At 52.1% G+C, this 15,942-nt stretch carries 14 protein-coding genes; 10 read left to right on the top strand and 4 right to left on the bottom strand.

Annotated features, from left to right (window positions below; translation table 11 throughout):
- Window positions 1–114: 114 nt before the first annotated feature.
- Complete coding sequence (locus AB1L42_RS15195; RefSeq protein WP_367057347.1) at window positions 115–723, bottom strand: superoxide dismutase; 609 nt, start codon at window positions 721–723, stop codon at window positions 115–117.
- Between the two features lie 265 nt (window positions 724–988).
- Window positions 989–1,423 carry a (deoxy)nucleoside triphosphate pyrophosphohydrolase gene (locus AB1L42_RS15190; RefSeq protein WP_367057344.1) on the bottom strand — a complete coding sequence of 145 codons (435 nt, stop codon included), beginning with the start codon at window positions 1,421–1,423 and terminating at the stop codon, window positions 989–991.
- 151 nt (window positions 1,424–1,574) lie between these two features.
- Here AB1L42_RS15190 and AB1L42_RS15185 point away from each other — a divergent pair, with 151 nt between their 5' ends.
- Complete coding sequence (locus tag AB1L42_RS15185; RefSeq protein WP_367057341.1) at window positions 1,575–2,360, top strand: phytanoyl-CoA dioxygenase family protein; 786 nt, start codon at window positions 1,575–1,577, stop codon at window positions 2,358–2,360.
- Window positions 2,361–2,545: 185 nt separating this feature from the next.
- The gene (gene mazG, locus AB1L42_RS15180; RefSeq protein ID WP_367057338.1) at window positions 2,546–3,439 is read left to right on the top strand and encodes a nucleoside triphosphate pyrophosphohydrolase; all 894 of its coding nucleotides are present in this window, start codon (window positions 2,546–2,548) and stop codon (window positions 3,437–3,439) included.
- Window positions 3,440–3,490: 51 nt separating this feature from the next.
- On the opposite strand, the gene AB1L42_RS15175 is transcribed toward mazG, so the two are convergent.
- On the bottom strand, window positions 3,491–5,119 hold the full coding sequence (locus AB1L42_RS15175) for a sulfatase (RefSeq protein WP_367057335.1): 1,629 nt from the start codon (window positions 5,117–5,119) through the stop codon (window positions 3,491–3,493).
- A 129-nt stretch (window positions 5,120–5,248) separates the two neighbouring features.
- Between AB1L42_RS15175 and AB1L42_RS15170 the strand changes: the two genes are divergently transcribed.
- From AB1L42_RS15170 to AB1L42_RS15160, 3 genes are all read left to right on the top strand, one after another.
- On the top strand, window positions 5,249–6,262 hold the full coding sequence (locus AB1L42_RS15170; RefSeq protein ID WP_367057332.1) for a GDP-mannose 4,6-dehydratase: 1,014 nt from the start codon (window positions 5,249–5,251) through the stop codon (window positions 6,260–6,262).
- Between the two features lie 156 nt (window positions 6,263–6,418).
- Window positions 6,419–7,762, top strand: a complete 1,344-nt coding sequence (locus AB1L42_RS15165) for a hypothetical protein (RefSeq protein WP_367057329.1) — start codon at window positions 6,419–6,421, stop codon at window positions 7,760–7,762.
- Between the two features lie 91 nt (window positions 7,763–7,853).
- Window positions 7,854–8,036: a hypothetical protein gene (locus tag AB1L42_RS15160; protein ID WP_367057326.1), complete on the top strand. Its 183-nt coding sequence runs from the start codon at window positions 7,854–7,856 to the stop codon at window positions 8,034–8,036.
- An 82-nt stretch (window positions 8,037–8,118) separates the two neighbouring features.
- Here AB1L42_RS15160 and AB1L42_RS15155 read toward each other — a convergent pair whose 3' ends face one another.
- A complete protein-coding gene (locus tag AB1L42_RS15155) occupies window positions 8,119–8,541 on the bottom strand; it encodes a hypothetical protein (RefSeq protein ID WP_367057323.1) in 423 nt (140 codons plus the stop codon).
- Between the two features lie 494 nt (window positions 8,542–9,035).
- On the opposite strand from AB1L42_RS15155, the gene AB1L42_RS15150 reads away from it, so the two are divergent.
- From AB1L42_RS15150 to AB1L42_RS15130, 5 genes are all read left to right on the top strand, one after another.
- Window positions 9,036–9,572, top strand: coding sequence for a hypothetical protein (locus tag AB1L42_RS15150; RefSeq protein WP_367057320.1), 537 nt, complete (start codon window positions 9,036–9,038; stop codon window positions 9,570–9,572).
- A 211-nt stretch (window positions 9,573–9,783) separates the two neighbouring features.
- A complete protein-coding gene (locus tag AB1L42_RS15145; RefSeq protein WP_367057317.1) occupies window positions 9,784–13,266 on the top strand; it encodes a hypothetical protein in 3,483 nt (1,160 codons plus the stop codon).
- A gap of 200 nt (window positions 13,267–13,466) precedes the next feature.
- Window positions 13,467–13,907: a hypothetical protein gene (locus AB1L42_RS15140; protein ID WP_367057314.1), complete on the top strand. Its 441-nt coding sequence runs from the start codon at window positions 13,467–13,469 to the stop codon at window positions 13,905–13,907.
- Window positions 13,904–14,188, top strand: a complete 285-nt coding sequence (locus tag AB1L42_RS15135; RefSeq protein ID WP_367057311.1) for a hypothetical protein — start codon at window positions 13,904–13,906, stop codon at window positions 14,186–14,188. Before AB1L42_RS15140 ends, AB1L42_RS15135 begins: the two co-directional genes overlap by 4 nt.
- 452 nt (window positions 14,189–14,640) lie before the next feature.
- Entirely contained in the window at window positions 14,641–15,921 is a 1,281-nt protein-coding gene (locus tag AB1L42_RS15130) for a hypothetical protein (protein ID WP_367057308.1), read from the top strand.
- The last annotated feature ends 21 nt before the right edge of the window (window positions 15,922–15,942 follow it).

Raw genomic sequence — 15,942 nt, 5'->3', positions numbered from 1 at the left:
TTTTCGACCAATTGTGCAGTTCGAAAGTCATGCGAGAACTGAGTTCAGCGTTGGGAAGAAAACAGCCCGGTTTCTGAGAAACCGGGCTGTACACTCGATGAGTGCGGGGTGTGACTACTTCGCAGCTGCAAAGCGTTTGGCCACTTCGTCCCAGTTGACAACATTCCAGAATGCAGAAATGTAATCAGGACGTCGGTTTTGGTAGTGCAAATAGTAAGCGTGTTCCCAAACGTCGAGGCCGAGGATTGGAGTTCGACCTTCTGAGAGGGGAGTGTCCTGGTTCGGTGTGCTTTCAACAACAACGTTCCCGCCGTCGACCGAAAGCCAGGCCCAGCCGCTTCCGAAGCGTGTCGCCGCTGCGTTTGCGAATTCGGTTTTGAAGTTGTCAAAGCTTCCGAATTTGGCGTTGATCGCGTCTGCCAATTCTCCGCTTGGTGCTCCACCGCCATTTGGGCTGAGGACTGTCCAGAAGAGAGAGTGGTTCGCGTGTCCGCCGCCATTGTTTCGGATGGCTCCGCGAATTGATTCAGGAACGCTGGCCAGATCGCTCATCAGATCTTCGATCGATTTCGATGCGAGATCGTCATGCCCTTCAAGGGCTGCATTGGCCTTCGAGATGTAAGCAGCGTGGTGTTTGGTGTGATGGATTTCCATCGTCTTCGCGTCGAAGTGTGGTTCGAGAGCATCGTACGCGTAAGGTAGGTCAGGTAGAGAGTATGCCATTTTGGACTCCGTTTTCTTTCTTTGTGACAAGCGTTATCAAGCCAGCATGTGTATTCTAGGCTGATGCGTGCGGGTCACAACCGTCTCATTTCAGAATTCAATGAGTTCGTCGAATGACCGGAATCGGGCTGTGGACCGGCTATTTCAACGTGATGTTCGGGGTCGCGGTCTTCCTTTGCTCACGAAGTGGCAGTCCAGCATCGCCATTGGTGAATGGCGACTGGGAATTCGAGTTCACCGTTCGGAACAACTTTCTCGATTGCGTTCATGCGATGTGATCGCGATGGCTCATTCGATCGTGGAGGATTTGCAGGACTTCCTGATTTCCCTCGGGGAAGGTCAATTCGCTGAGGCGCATGAATGGCACCCACTCGAACGGAGCACGAAGGGAAGTTGACTCGTCGGGATCTTGCAGTTTGCACAAGAAAAACGAAAGGTCGACGCTTCGATCGGGATAGTGATGCGTATGGCGATGCAGGAGGGAATCGACATCGATTCTGAGTCCGGTTTCTTCGAGGCACTCGCGGATCGCACAGGCAGCTGGCGACTCCTGCGGGTCTGCTTTTCCGCCCGGAAATTCGCTTAGCCCGGCGAGATGGGAGTTTTCAGGGCGTTTTCCGACGAGAACTTTGTTGTCGTGTTGCACGACTGCAATGCCAATGGAAATCGGAGGTTTTGGTGAAACTTGTGTGTTGTTCATCGCGAGAATTATTTCTGTGTGGGCGTTCTTCTTGCCTAGGCTGTGGAAAGTCGACACTATTGTGCAACATGATGGGAAAGCTATTGTTGATCACGGTTGTGAAACCATTGTTCAACACGTCCACGAATCTGGCAACGCCGGGATATGAGAGATGGCTGTCATTGAAGATGAGAAGCAGAAGTTCCTGAACGATGGCTTTGTTGTCGTTCCACAGCTTTTTTCGGCAGAAGAAGTGTCGTTGCTTTCTGAAGTTGCCCGAATCGACAAAAAGCTTTCGGAGTCTGCATATGGTCGAGAGGATGGAACCGGTGCGGTTGTGACTTTGGCGGTGCGAAACGAACTGTCGGACGACTACTACTCTGCGATTGCTCGATCCCATCGGATTGTGTCACGAATGACGGAGTTTCTTGGTGATGAGGTCTACCACTATCACCATAAGCTCATCCTGAAAGAGCCTCGCGTGGGCGGGGCTTGGGAATGGCATCAGGATTACGGATACTGGTACAACAACGGCTGCCTGCTGCCGGATATGGGAAGCTGCCTCATCGCGATTGATGATGCAACTGTTGAAAACGGATGCCTTCAGGTCTTGCGTGGATCTCATCACATCGGACGAATTGATCATGGTCCGATCGGTGACCAGACTGGCGCAGATCTGGAGCGAGTGGCCGTTGCGAAAGAACGATTCGAAACCGTCCCGGTCGAACTGAGTGCTGGGTCGGCAGTTTTCTTTCATGCCAATCTGCTGCATCGTTCTGACCGCAATACGAGTGAGAAACCTCGTTGGGCCTTAATCTGTTGCTTCAATACAAAGTCCAATGATCCCTACAAGGTGTCGCGTCATCCGAACTATTCGCCGATCGAAGTTCTCGCCGATCATGAAGTTCGCAGCAGTGGTGAGGCTCATCGAAGTCGCTTGCAGCCCTCTGCGAGTTGATGGTCACTCGCGTACCTCAACGGCTCGCCTAATTCGGTTTTCTCGAGTCAAAGGGCGGAGAGATTAACAACATCTCTAAAGTCGATGTGTTTAGAGGTGCTTTTCATCCACCGAACATTGCACCGATGACCGCAGCGGGGCCGAAGATTCGGATCTACAGTTTTCCCTTGAATGATTGAGTGTTTATGTCGTCGATTCCCCCACCAGGAACACCTCCGTCTGAGAAAGAAGCGGGAGAAGCGTTCGTTGAATTGTGTCAAGTGATCGCGAAGTTGCGCTCGCCTGAGGGGTGCCCGTGGGATCGCGTGCAGACTCTGAGTTCAATCAAGCCTTACACGCTGGAAGAGACATACGAACTTCTGGAAGCGATTGATTCCGACGACAACGAAGCCATTCAAGAGGAGCTCGGCGACGTTCTCCTGCAAGTCGTGCTCGATGCTCAGATTGCCGCAGACGAAGGTCGCTTCGGAATCGTGGAAGTCGTCAAAGCGATTACGGAGAAGATGATTCACCGACATCCACACGTCTTTGATGATGCTCAAGCAGAGACGGCGGAAGATGTCCGTGCTCATTGGGAGCGTCAGAAAGCGCAAGAGAAAAGTCGGCGAACATCCGCTTTAGATGGAATTCCGGTCGATTTACCTGCACTGGCGAAAGCAGCTCGAATTCAAAAGAAAGCTGCGCGAGTTGGCTATGACTTTCCGCATCGAGCAATGTTATTAGACAAGCTACGAGAAGAGGTGGATGAACTGATCGACGAACTGTATCCGGACGGAGATGTTCCCGACATTCCCGCGGCAGTCGATATGGAACCCGTGCCGGACGAGCCAGTCGAAGACGCGGAACGGCGAGACCGGATCGAAGGTGAGATTGGTGACGTTCTGTTTGTGATCGCGAATCTTGCTCGAAGATGGGATATCAACCCTGAAGAAGCACTACGCCGATCGAATCGAAAGTTCTCGGGACGATTTCAGCACATTGAGAAAGGTCTGGCCGAACAGGGGAAGACAATTCGGGAGGCGACGCTGAGCGAAATGGAAGCCCTTTATCAGCACGCCAAGCAGCTTGAGAAATCCTGAGTTTGGGTGCCGACCTTTGATGTTGGTCGACACCCGTTTGACTCGGAAGCATCACTTTTTGTTCTGCTGGTTGTTTCTCTGTCGCTGGTTGTTTTGGTTTGATCGAGGTTGCAGCGACGGAGGATTCGCTTCGACAGATCCAGTGTCGTCAGGAACTTCGAGTTCTGTCTGGAGTCGCGAAATCTCTTTCTTGAGTTCAGCGATTTTCTCTGCGTACTGCGGTTCGGAATAGATGTTCGTCATTTCCGATGGATCTTTCTCCAAATCGTAAAACTCCCATTCATCGATGTTGTAGAAGTGGATGAGTTTGTAGCGGTCTGTTCGGACTCCGTAGTGACGACGAACCATGTGGGCAGTCCGGCGATCGTTCAAGAACTCGTAATAGTGATAGTAGTGCGACTTTCTCCAGTCGTCTGGTGCATCACCTTCCAGCAGCGGGACGAGACTTCGGCCCTGCATGTCATCGGGAATTTCCACACCTGCGATGTCAAGAAATGTTTCGGCGAAGTCGACGTTGGAGACGAGATGTTTGTCACGCGATCCCGGATTGACTTTACCCGGCCAGCGAACCATGAGCGGCTGTCGGTACGATTCTTCGTACATGAAACGCTTGTCGAACCAGCCATGGTCTCCGAGATAGAATCCCTGATCTGAGCTGTAGATGACAACGGTGTTCTCGGCGAGTCCCGTTTCGTCCAGCCAGTCAAGAACGCGGCCGATGTTGTCGTCGACGGAGGCAATGCAGCGAAGATAGTCTTTGATGTATCGCTGGTATTTCCAGCGGACGAGATCATCGCCCTCGAGATTTGCCTGTCGGAAGGCTTCGTTCTTGGGTTCGTAAGCGGCGTTCCAGACCTCTAGTTGTTCTTCATTCAAATACGGCGGAGGGACAAGTTTCAGATCACGTGCGGTCATCGTCTTGGCGATGGTCATATCCTGTTCATGAGCTGCCCGTCCACGAGTTGAATAGTCGTCAAAGAGGTTGGCTGGTTCTGGAATCTCGACATCATCATACATGTGGAGATAATCAGGACCGGGAGCCCATTCGCGGTGCGGAGCTTTATGTTGATACATCAACATGAATGGCTTCGTCTCATCTCTTTGATTCTGGAGCCATTCCAAAGCGAGATCGGTAATGATGTCGGTTGTGTATCCGGTGTATTTGACACGCTCTGGATTTCCACTTCCGTCTTCGTCTCGAAGCATTGGCGGATTGTAGTAGGGGCCTTGACCGACGAGGACTTCGGAGTAGCTGTAACCCTGAGGAGGCATGTGCTCGCCCAGGTGCCACTTCCCAATGACGGCTGTTTCGTATCCTGACTTCTTGAGTAGCTTGGGAAACGTTTGCTGTGTTCCGTCAAACTTGTTTCCATTCGTCAGGAAGCCGTTCAGATGGCTGTATTTTCCAGTCTGAATGACAGCCCGGCTCGGACCGCAGATTCCGTTCGTGCAGAAACAGTTTTCGAACAGCATGCCTTCGTTGGCAATGCGGTCCAAATGGGGAGTCTTATTGATGACGGAGCCGTAAGCGCTGATCGAGTGGGAAGCGTGGTCATCGGTGAAGATAAAGAGGATGTTCGGTCGGTCGTCTGCCCGGACTTCATTGTCAGAGAGTGGGACAAACAGATTGAGCGAAAGGATGGTGAGACAGATCAGCTGTCTCGCGAAATGGTGATTCATGGCGGGGAGCGTCTCCAGTGATTGGACTTTGTTGATCCGAGTCCCGATCATCCGCATTCAATTCCGAATGGTCAAGTGACCTGCAATGCTTTCGAAAATGATCGATTAAACGAGGGAGAAGATTGACGAGTGGCCAGAGTTGCATTGATCACTGGAATCTCCGGGCAGGATGGATTGCTGCTGACTGGGCAGTTGATTCGAGATGGGTATGTTGTGCATGGAACAACTCGTCACTGTTCGACTTCGCATATTGAACGCGTGCGAAGTTACCTCATTAGTCAGCACTTGACGGAAGCGATCGACCAGCAACTCAAACTCGTCGAGGTTTCACTTCTCGATGCAGAAGCTGTTGGGAATCTCGTCGACGAAGTTGCCCCTGATGAGATCTACCATCTCGCTGGGCAAAGCCGAGTCGGTCGATCATTCGAGATTCCAGTCGAAACTTTCGAAGCGAACACGCAGTCAACGATGAATCTGCTCGAAGCTGTCCGGCAATCGAAGCTGACGGACAAACCTCGGTTCTTGCTGGCTGGAAGCGCAGAGATCTTCGGTGGCAGCGACGAGCAAATTCTTTCCGAGACATCCCGGTACGCACCCCGCTCTCCGTATGCTGCTTCCAAGTTGAGCGCACAAATGCTGGTCGAGACCTATCGTGAAAGCTACGGCTTATTTGCCTGCACGGCGATTCTCTTTAATCATGAGTCTCCGCTTCGTTCTGCAGATTTCGTCACTGGCAAGATCGTCAAAGGAGTGGCACGCATTGCCCTTGGGTTGGATCAGAAACTCGTGTTGGGCAATCTGGGTATCGGAAGAGACTGGGGTGATGCCTCTGATACTGTTGAAGCAATGAGGCTGATGTTGAGCGCTTCAAGTCCGGAAGATTTTGTTGTGGCCACAGGAGAGTGGCGACCACTGACGGAGTTTCTGGATGTGGCGTTTCGTGTCGTGGGTCTCGATTGGCGGGACTACGTTGAGAGCAGTTCCGAACTCTATCGCCCAGTCGATGCTCCGCGGCTCGTCGGTGACGCGTCGAAAATCAAAGCCAAACTCGGCTGGAGACCTCGCAGCGAATTTACCGAGATGGTGGAACGGATGGTGAAACACCATTTGATCGCCGAACGGGGAAGTGATTGCATCGAGTAGCTGTCGATGGACTTAGTTGGTCATGGCAGATTCCGTAATCGAATGCCGGATTCGTTGATTCTCAATCTTTGGGAAAGCAAGAAAGAGGATCGCGAATAGATCAGCCTGTCGTAAAATGGACAATGATGTCCAATTTTTATTCGGAGGATGCCACTCGTGAAGAACTGTCCGGGATTCGGTCGCATGAAGTTGTTCATGTCTCTGATCATCTGTCTGAGTCTGAACGTCGAAGTGATGGCTCAGGTGGATTTTGATGAACCACCGATTTCGTATTCGAGTGCCCCGACGGACAATCCGATTACGAAGCTGCAAAAACAACTCGATGAACAAGAAGTCACACTGCGTGGTGACAATCCTCGCGATTACTTGGGATCGTTGCTCGATGCTCTCGACATCCCGAAGTCTTCTCAGGCGCTTGTCTTCTCAAAGACGAGTTTGCAACTGAGGAAGATCTCGCCCAAACGTCCTCGGGCGCTTTACTTCAATGACGACACGTACGTCGGTTGGGTGCAAGGGGGCGACGTGATTGAAATATCGACCGTCGATCCTTCGCTCGGGGCGGTCTTTTACACTCTCTCGAATTCGATGCCGGACCGACCGGAGTTCGTACGAGATCAGGGGCAGTGCCTTGCCTGTCACGAGTCTTCACGAACGCACCGCGTCCCCGGACACTTAATGCGTTCCGTCTTCGTCGATCATTCGGGCCAACCACATTTCGGGTCGGGAACATACACGACCACTCAAGCGAGCCCCTTCGAAAAGCGATGGGGAGGGTGGTACGTCACCGGTCAGCATGGGGCGTTGCGTCACATGGGAAATGTCATTGCGAATCGAAATGACCGGCTGGAGACACTTGATCGCGAGCCGGGGGCGAATGTGACGGATCTCTCAGAGCTGTTCGATGTTGATCCATATCTCGAATCGACGAGCGATATCGTCGCGTTGCTTGTGCTCACTCATCAGTTGGAAATGCACAATCTGATCACACGGGCCGTCTATGAGACCCGAAGTGCAGAGCACTACGACACGATCATGAATGCCGCGCTCGACCGACCTGCGGACTACCGTAGCGAAAGCACAGAGCGAAGAATCGCATCTGCAGGCGAAAAACTCCTGCAGTGCCTGCTGTTTGCGGATGAAGCGCCGCTTGGGGAAGTGATTGAAGGCAGCGGACGCTTCCGAGAAGAGTTCGAAGCTCGCGGCCCGTTCGATAAGCAGGGGCGGTCACTTCGTCAATTCAAATTGGAGGGGCGACTGTTTCGCTATCCGTGCAGCTACCTGATCTACTCAGATTCATTCGATGCCCTTCCACCCACAGCTTTCGCGTATGTCGGCCGACGTTTACAGGAAATTCTCAGCGGAGATGATACTTCCGGCAATTTCGGCCACTTATCGCAAGACGATCGATCAGCTATTCGAGAGATTCTTTCTGAGACAAAGTCTGAGCTTTTCAGAGCTTCGGACGATCAGCATCAAAAAGTCCCTGCAGACGCTGAGTGAATGCATCTGCTCTCGTGTTGTTCGTCAAGAGACGCGTCTGTAGGCTCCCGGCCCGATCAGTCTTCGCCGCCGCCCGTTCAAGGATGAACAGATGTTGCTCTTCTTTCAAACTCTCGTGCTGATGGTCTCGACCACCACTGTTCCATTCTCAGCAACTCGCTGTGAGCCAGCAATTCACCAGATTGAGAACATCGAGCCATTTAACGGGCCGAACATCGAATTCATCGACTTTCAAAACTCCGAAGAGGCGTTCACTGACTTCTCAGGGAACTAAATGAAGCCACCGTCGATGATCGTTCTGAATGAAGCCTTCAGAAGTCGCGCGCTGAGTGTGAATAATCACTTGAAGGGCTGGATTACTCGGACTGGTAACCCATTCTTCGCAGCAGCGATTCGAGCCGTGATGTCGATGACTTCTGACCATCTTTCGTCGTCGATTTTGTGAGCGTCACGCGGTTGTCACCAGCTTCAACGGCGATCGCTCGGACTTCCGGAGTCTCATCTTCGCTGCCACTGATGGGAATCCACGGCATCGACTTGATTGAGTTGACGAATGTTCTCAGTTTTCCAGGCGACGACTGAGTGCGATCTCCACTCACTGACTCTGCTTCCGGGACGGTGATCTCCACTTCCTCAACAGGAAGGAGAAAACGTCCGAGGTGAATGGGCTGAAATTGAGGACTGTGAATAGGCAGTCCAGCCTCCCCTCGTCCGGCAATCGCAATTACCATCAGAAGTGAAGGAAGCAAGGAAGAGCAGCGGAACAGGTGGTGATTCATAGAGGTCTTCATCTCGGTCCGCACAACATTCAAATCCTGTGTGGTGTGCATGATCCAGTCTAGGCATCGGCAACTCCCCTCGAATTTCCGATCCTCGATCGAGCGATGATCGAGACTTCCATCGAATCGCCTCGTTCAACCGTTCCAATCGCTACTGATGAGCAACGATTTGAGGGATTGAACTAACCCAAATTTCCTGACCGGAAGAATCCTACCGGTCGACTCATCTTCACCTGAGAGCATCTCAAGTTGAGAAGATCGTCGATGATGAGTTGACCCGAGGGTTGCACGCTGCCGCCTCTTTCTTCAATCTTGGGCAGAAATGAGTGCACGATGTGCTTTGACTAGAATGGCTGAAACATGCCATTTCAATTCCTGACTAAATGAGTCCGGGAAGGTGCGTTCAACAGCTGCTCACAATTAGACTTTCTGTTGAATGACCAGCTTCACGAATTCGTCGCCCTTGATGCAACTTCTCCAGACAGAGATGCCTTGTGAATCCGATTGATGAACTGAAACGCATGGTCTCCCTCATCCCGAACAATGAGGGTTTGTTCCAGAAATGCGATCACATTCCTTCGTCGACGACTCCTGAGCCGTACAAGAAAATGCTGGTTCACGAGCACCATATGACGGTAACCATGGAAAATTACCACGGTTGCCCGGTCAACGTTTCGGTTCTGGATGAAGTGTCGCACGGCGATGTCTATGCACGTCAGATCATTCTGACACGGTCGGACAACGGGATGCCGGTTCAATTCGGAATCGTTCGATTCGATTTTCAATACGTGACCAAACAGGTTCGCGAAGAGATTGAAGGTGGTCAGATTCCTCTCGGTCGGGTTTTGATCACACATAACGTATTGAGACATATCGATCTGGGAGCCATTCTCCACATCGAAGCAGGGCCGAAACTGGCTGAGGTCATGAAGATGGAGGAAGGGGCTGAGACCTACGGGCGGATGGCGACGATCTTCTGCAACCGTCGACCCGCCGTTGATTTACTCGAAATTACTTCTCCACTCGATTGATCAATTCGGAACTGTTGGACCGGCCAATCAATCGTCTGCGATGTTGTCACGATCTCTATCGGCGATCGATCAATGATCTCATATGTGTGAAGACCTGTTTGCAATTCTTCCAACTGGAGACGCTGGTTTACGTCGAAACCGAATCGAAGATAGCTATGATAGGGACGCCTATCCCGAATGTGCTCACTTTCTCTAGCGATCGATTCAGACCATGGACTACGAACTTGCACTTGGTTTCACTTCCTCCTCCGAGTATGCAGAACGCCGACGTGAGATGCGGAAGTACGTCAATCTGAAGCTTGCAGCATATGGGCTTCCAATTGCTGAAGGGGCAGGTGGAGCGGATCTGGTCGAATTCGGGTCGGGCCTGTTACAGAGTTTTCACGAGAAGACTCGGCAACTGGGAAATACGCAACGATCCCCAATCGATCAGCGCATTGAAACGTTCCTCAATTCTCACTTCTCCGATTTGAAACTCGAGAAGCCGCTGCGACTCCCCAACGCTACTTTTGTTCTCGACCGGCACGGACTGGCTCGCGAGTTATCTCTCCCAGCCAACGGAGACGTTTTCGAAACTGATTACATCCAGTCGTTTCGCGTTCGAAACGGAGTTTTGCACAACCCGGCAGCTGATCGTCGAACGACTGCAGGCACATTCCATGTTGTCGAAGGGGGCTTGCCGATCCCGGGTGACAAACGGGCTGTCCCAAGGGTCGCCTTCGAAAGAATGTTCCGAGCTGTCTTCGAGCGAGTTCCGGAATCGTTCCTCCAGTTGCCATTCACCTCAGAAAATGATGAACCGAGCCGGACCTGGGTTTCGTTGTTCATGCGTCCGCTCGTCCGCCCGGAAGTTCCCGGATTTTCACCAGAGAAGAAGTATGAAGTTCGCTTCTTCGTGCCGGGTGGGTTCGTAGCGAACCTCGATTTTGTGGAGTCAATTTTCGGCAACGCCGGAGATCCTTTGATCCCAACCAACAATTCCGCTCTCGATGTTGAACACTGGTCCGGACACACCGGGTGTGTCATTCTCGCTCCGCACCTTCTCCATCTGACGAAGAAAGAACTGGGGCTCCCACATATCAGCGAGGCGACTCCACGTCAGCAACGTGATCGCATGTGCTGGGAGAAAGAAGACGAAATCTACAACGATGGGTCGGCCTTTAAGATTACCTGTCGGACCGACGAAGGCGTCATCGTCACGATGATTGCCGACAACTACTTCGGCTACTGCAAGAAAGAAGTGAAAACCCAGATCAGCTATTCCGCCAACCTGATGGGGAATGCTGAGGAAGAACATGCTGGTGGCGCACTCGTCTTCCCGAGTTGGAATGTCGGGGAAGAATTCCAGTTCAACAGCCGCCGTTACAACGGTCAGACATTCGATGATGTGGTGAAAGAGTACGGCGATGCCTTCGCTCTTCAGCCTGAAGGTTATGGAATCGATCACCAGTTCCCGAACCTGTTCTACATCCCGGAAGACGCAAGAGCCGATCTGCGAGAACAGACGATTTCGTGGACGAAAGACGGTGAAAAGCAGTCGATTCCGCTCCTCCCTGAGAAAGTCTACATGGCTCCGTCGGGGTATCGACTGCGGATGGAAAAGCACCCGTCAGCTCCTTCCTGGAGACTCATTGGAACCGGCGGAGAAGGGGTCTTCTGCCACAAACCATGTACGGTCTCTGGTGGTGGAAAGAGCGAAATCAGTAAGTCGCTTGTTGACTACATGCAGTACGGTTCGATCTTCGTTGCTGACTTCGACAAGGACATGGAGAAGGTCAACGAAATCTTCACACAGAAGTATCAGGACCGGTGGAAGCCCGAAGTCGCAGCTGAACAGAACTATGGAGAGTACCCAAGCCGATCGGTTCTCAGTCCTCGCCGTTCACTCGGAAGTGTGATTAAGCTGTTGACTCCTTCTGAGGATTACACAGACGAGTACAACGCGTGGCTTAAAGAGATCCCGAACCACGTTTATGCACTCGTCTACGCGATTAAGCGATTCCACAATCCGGACTGGGAAGTCAACGAGTGGCGGAAGTATTTCGGAGTTGATTTCGTTAACGGATCGATGGGCCATGAACTGAAAATGTTCAACCGTCGATTGGTCGGAACTTACCTCCGCGTCGGATTTACACAAGGCAACTTGTGGCGACTGTTCAAGGTCCGCCAAGACTTCGCAGCTGCATTCAAAGTGCAAACCGAGGATGACATCACTGCTTCAACAGTTGTTCCGGGACGTTTGCTGAAAGGCATTCCCGACTACTTCGAAGCTTATGCTCAGAAGTTCGCTCAGAACTGTGAATATCGGCTCTTCCAACGTCCAGACGATGCGATTCATCGAGGTTTCGACAAGCAGGCGGAATACGACCTCTCTCGTCGCGACGTGAACTTCATCTCAAACTTCGAACCGATGACCCGGAGCGAAGTGAACGAAATGAAAATGAAAGTCGTCGACTTCGATGCCTACACTGCCCCAGTGAAACGACTGCTGAACGCAGTTGATAAAGGCGAAGGCGAGTACGTCGTCTGCTCCGACAACCCACGACGTGTCGGAGGCGTACCGACCAAGAATCCTCGTTATCTGCAGGACCGACCAGATATGGTCAATCCGATGCATCGCTATGTCGGAGAGATGGGGACGCGACTGTTCCGCAGAATTCCTGCAGGCCAGTTTGTCCCGATGCCAGTGTCGGCTGTCCTTTCTGGACGTCGAAACAATCCGCCCGAACCAGAGAAGGGGATTCGCGGACTCGCTGTCTACGGACCAATCCATTATCAGGAATTGCCTGAACTCTTCATGGACTATATCTGCTCCCTGACGGGAAAGAGTCCATCGACGACAGGAGCCGGTTCTGAAGGTGCCCTGACGAAGGGACCATTTAACGCCCTGCGGCCGACTGCGGATTTGAACACCGCACTCGTCAGTATGATCCTGACCGGCACACCTGGTTTTTCGACAGCTGCTGGCCATATCGGAACGAACAATCGGTTCGATCACGATATCAGTCTGCTGGTTCCCGAGATCTGGTGTCGCCTCTCAGTTGAAGAACGTGATCCGAAGAAGCTGCTCGAGAACCGCCTCATCGAGCCGGTTCCGGACCTCAAAGACGCAGACGGAACAGAGGTTCCGTCGCGACGACTTGGTTTCCGAATTACTCGTCGGTTCATGCGTAAGTATTTGGGACGCGTCTTCGACAACCCAGAAACCGTTTTCGACGAGACGATGCTCAAGCCGGAAACTCAAAATCCAGAAGCATTCATCGATGGCGTGAAGTACATCATGGAAGCGTATCAACGAGTGGCGAAAGGCTACTTCGACGATGGTTCCGTCGAGGAAGCTTGTCCTCCGCTGCGAGCACTGCTCACAATCATGGCGGAAGGGAATTACGAAGGCAAAGACGAACGCGATCCTGAGATTCGAAAGATGTTCGATCGCGAAACGGTCCTCGCCAGCGAATGGTACAAAGAACGTCTCAAAACTCAGCAGCAGCGAGAGATTGCTTTGTGGACCAAACATGTCAACTCCCTCAAAACGTTCCTCGAGAGCGAAACCGATCTGGAAGCTTCATTCCTTGATGAGCTTCGTGGCCGGCTGAGTTATGCTGAAGAAGAATTGAAGCGAGTTGAAGCGCCGTCTTACCTCGATGATCTCGTCGGAACGACCGGAGCGACACCAATTCACACAACGCATTGATGGTCGAGAAATTGGTCAGCAGAGTCGGTTTTTACCGAGACTTTGTCTATCATGATCTGTGAAAGACAAAGGCTGACGACAACATTTGCCTTCACGGTGCGGTGTTGAGCACTTGCTGTTCGAGACCGCGTCGTTGAGGTTGTTTCGTCTGCCACTAAGAAGAGATTTTGGTTCGACTCACTCAGTCAAGACAGGTCGTCATGAAGAATCCCGAAGTTCCCGGTCTGATTTTCGGGGGAGCGTTGGTCGTTCTCTCGATCTTCATGCTCCGGGCACAGAGGAAAGCTTTTCGAGTTCTCAATGAGTCGGAAGAGAGTCGGGCTGAAAAGCAGTTTCTCGGAAATCGCGTTCGCCGACGAACTCAAGTCGCTGGGATGATCGGGATCATCGGGCTGATGATTCCAATCGGCGATTCGCTCATCGACTGGCGAAATGCCGCAGCGACGTTCGCGGTCTACTGGTTGATCGTCCTCGCGTTGGCATTCTGGACGATCATCCTCGCATTCGCGGATATCGCTGCCACCCATGCGCACACTTCCATTGAACTGAACCAGATCAAGCGCCAACAACGGGAACTTGAGAATGTCGCCGAGCAGCTTCGACAAGCTCAAAACCGTGCTTCTTCGGAGCAGGACTCATGAATCGTGATGACTCAGCGCCAGAAGTCAGAAATGATGCACGTCTCTATGCCGCGTCTCCGGAAGGATGGGCTGCCCATATCAAGCAAAGTTGGGATAAAGAGTACTGTTTCTCTAAACATCCCGGTGAGGACTACTTTCACCTCCTCATGAGCGGCGAGATCTTTGTGCAGCACGGGGACGAAAAGTACTGCCTCACCTGCGCTGTTCGTCACGGTATCTTGACGACGGATCGACTAAACTGGCAACACCGAACCAACTCCGATCGAAAACCACTCGTTTAGACCGAGTGCTTTGGGGCTGAGTCACCGCTTCCAACGAGAAATTCAATCAATTCGACGGCGATCGAATCGATTCGAATGTGACGGTGATGGCGAGTTTCTTTTCGTCGTCGGGGAAGTTCTCTAAGATGTTGGTTGGCGTTGTCCTCAATTCTTTGGCATTCTTTTCGGATCCAATCCTGAATTGTTCTAATTGATTCGCTTGTGAGAGCGTCGATCAATTGAAGAATCGAAGTCGAAGATTCACAAATGTTTACTGCGTATCAAGTTACGTAGCACTTTGTTCAACGATTCTGGCAGCGTCGGCGAATCCTACACGAGAAAACTCGCGGAAAAGCGACTCTCTTCAGAGTTGCCGAGGACGAGTCCTCACCCGCTGAGTTTGTTTACACTCCGACAATTGAATGTCCAGAATCCGGGCATCCTCACCCAATTGAAAAAGACTTTACACAACCATGCACCTCACGTTTTCACTTGTCTTGACTCTCTCTGCAGTCTGCCTGTTGACGACATTGTCCGGATGTCCAAAGAACAACGACTCCAAGCCAGCGGAGCGAGAACCTCGCCCCGATCTGGAACCGACGGAAGTTACGCTGACAGAAGAAGCGACCGTTGAGGAAACTCCGGCGGACGATCCCGCAGCTGTGGAAGCGCTCGAGGCTCTCGAAGTGAAATTGACGACCGATTCCAACGGAAACGTCGTCGCTGCCGACTGTAAAAATGCTTCGATTACGGATGCGGACCTCGAACACTTCAAAGGATTGCCCAGCCTCGTCAAGTTGAGCCTGGAGAATGGAGAAATCACCAGCGACGGTTTGGTCGTGCTGGAATCCCTTCCGCAGATCACAGAGCTGAGTCTTCGACGTTGTAGTAACGTTGATGCTTCTGGTTTGGAACACCTCAAGAAGCTGCCGAACCTTGAACGCCTTTATCTTCTCTATACTCGTACCAATAACGACGGCCTCGCTCATGTCGGTGAACTCAACAAGCTCAAGGTCCTTGATCTGCGTGGATGTATGGAAGTCGGAGACGAAGGGCTGAAGCATCTGGAATCGCTCAACAATCTCGTCGACCTGAAATTGCGATCGTATGCCGTGACTGACGCGGGAATGGATTCGGTCGGGAAGCTCACAAAGCTTCGCTATCTGGCGATGGAGGACTGCGGAGTCGGTGACGACGGAATGCAAGCTCTGGAAGTTCTGAAAGATCTCCGCGTTTTGAATGTGATGCGAACAGTCGTCGGTGATGAGGGATTGACTCACATGGGCGATCAGAAGCTGCAGGATCTCCGCGTACGAGAAACCGCCGTGACCGGGCCCGGACTCGAGTCGCTGGAAGGATCTCACGAATCGCTGAAGTACCTCGACATCAGTGAAACTCTCATCGATAACGACGGGGTTTCCAAGATCGCTCCCTTCACGAATCTGGAGACGCTCATTCTGTGGAACGGCAGCATGGATGACGAAGGAATCGGATTCCTGACTGGTCTGACAAAGCTTAAAACGCTTGATCTGCAAGGATGTCAAAGTGTGACGTCCGCGTCGGCAGATCATCTGTTGAACATAAAGGACCTCGAGTCACTGAATCTGGCCGAAACCAGCTTTAACGACGAGGGACTCTTGAAGCTGACTGCGCTCTCAAACCTGAAGTCAATCTCAGTCGGCCGCAGCAGCGTGACGAACGATGGGGTCGAGAAGTTCAAAGCCGCTCTCCCGAACTGTACGGTCAAGCAGTAAACAGGCTGGGGGGGATCTGAT

Origin of the sequence: Thalassoglobus sp. JC818, from assembly GCF_040717535.1 — a bacterium.
In the GTDB taxonomy this organism is placed as follows: Bacteria; Planctomycetota; Planctomycetia; order Planctomycetales; family Planctomycetaceae; genus Thalassoglobus.
The sequence above is the reverse complement of the archived record's forward strand: the minus strand, read 5'-3'. Positions and strand labels throughout refer to the sequence as shown.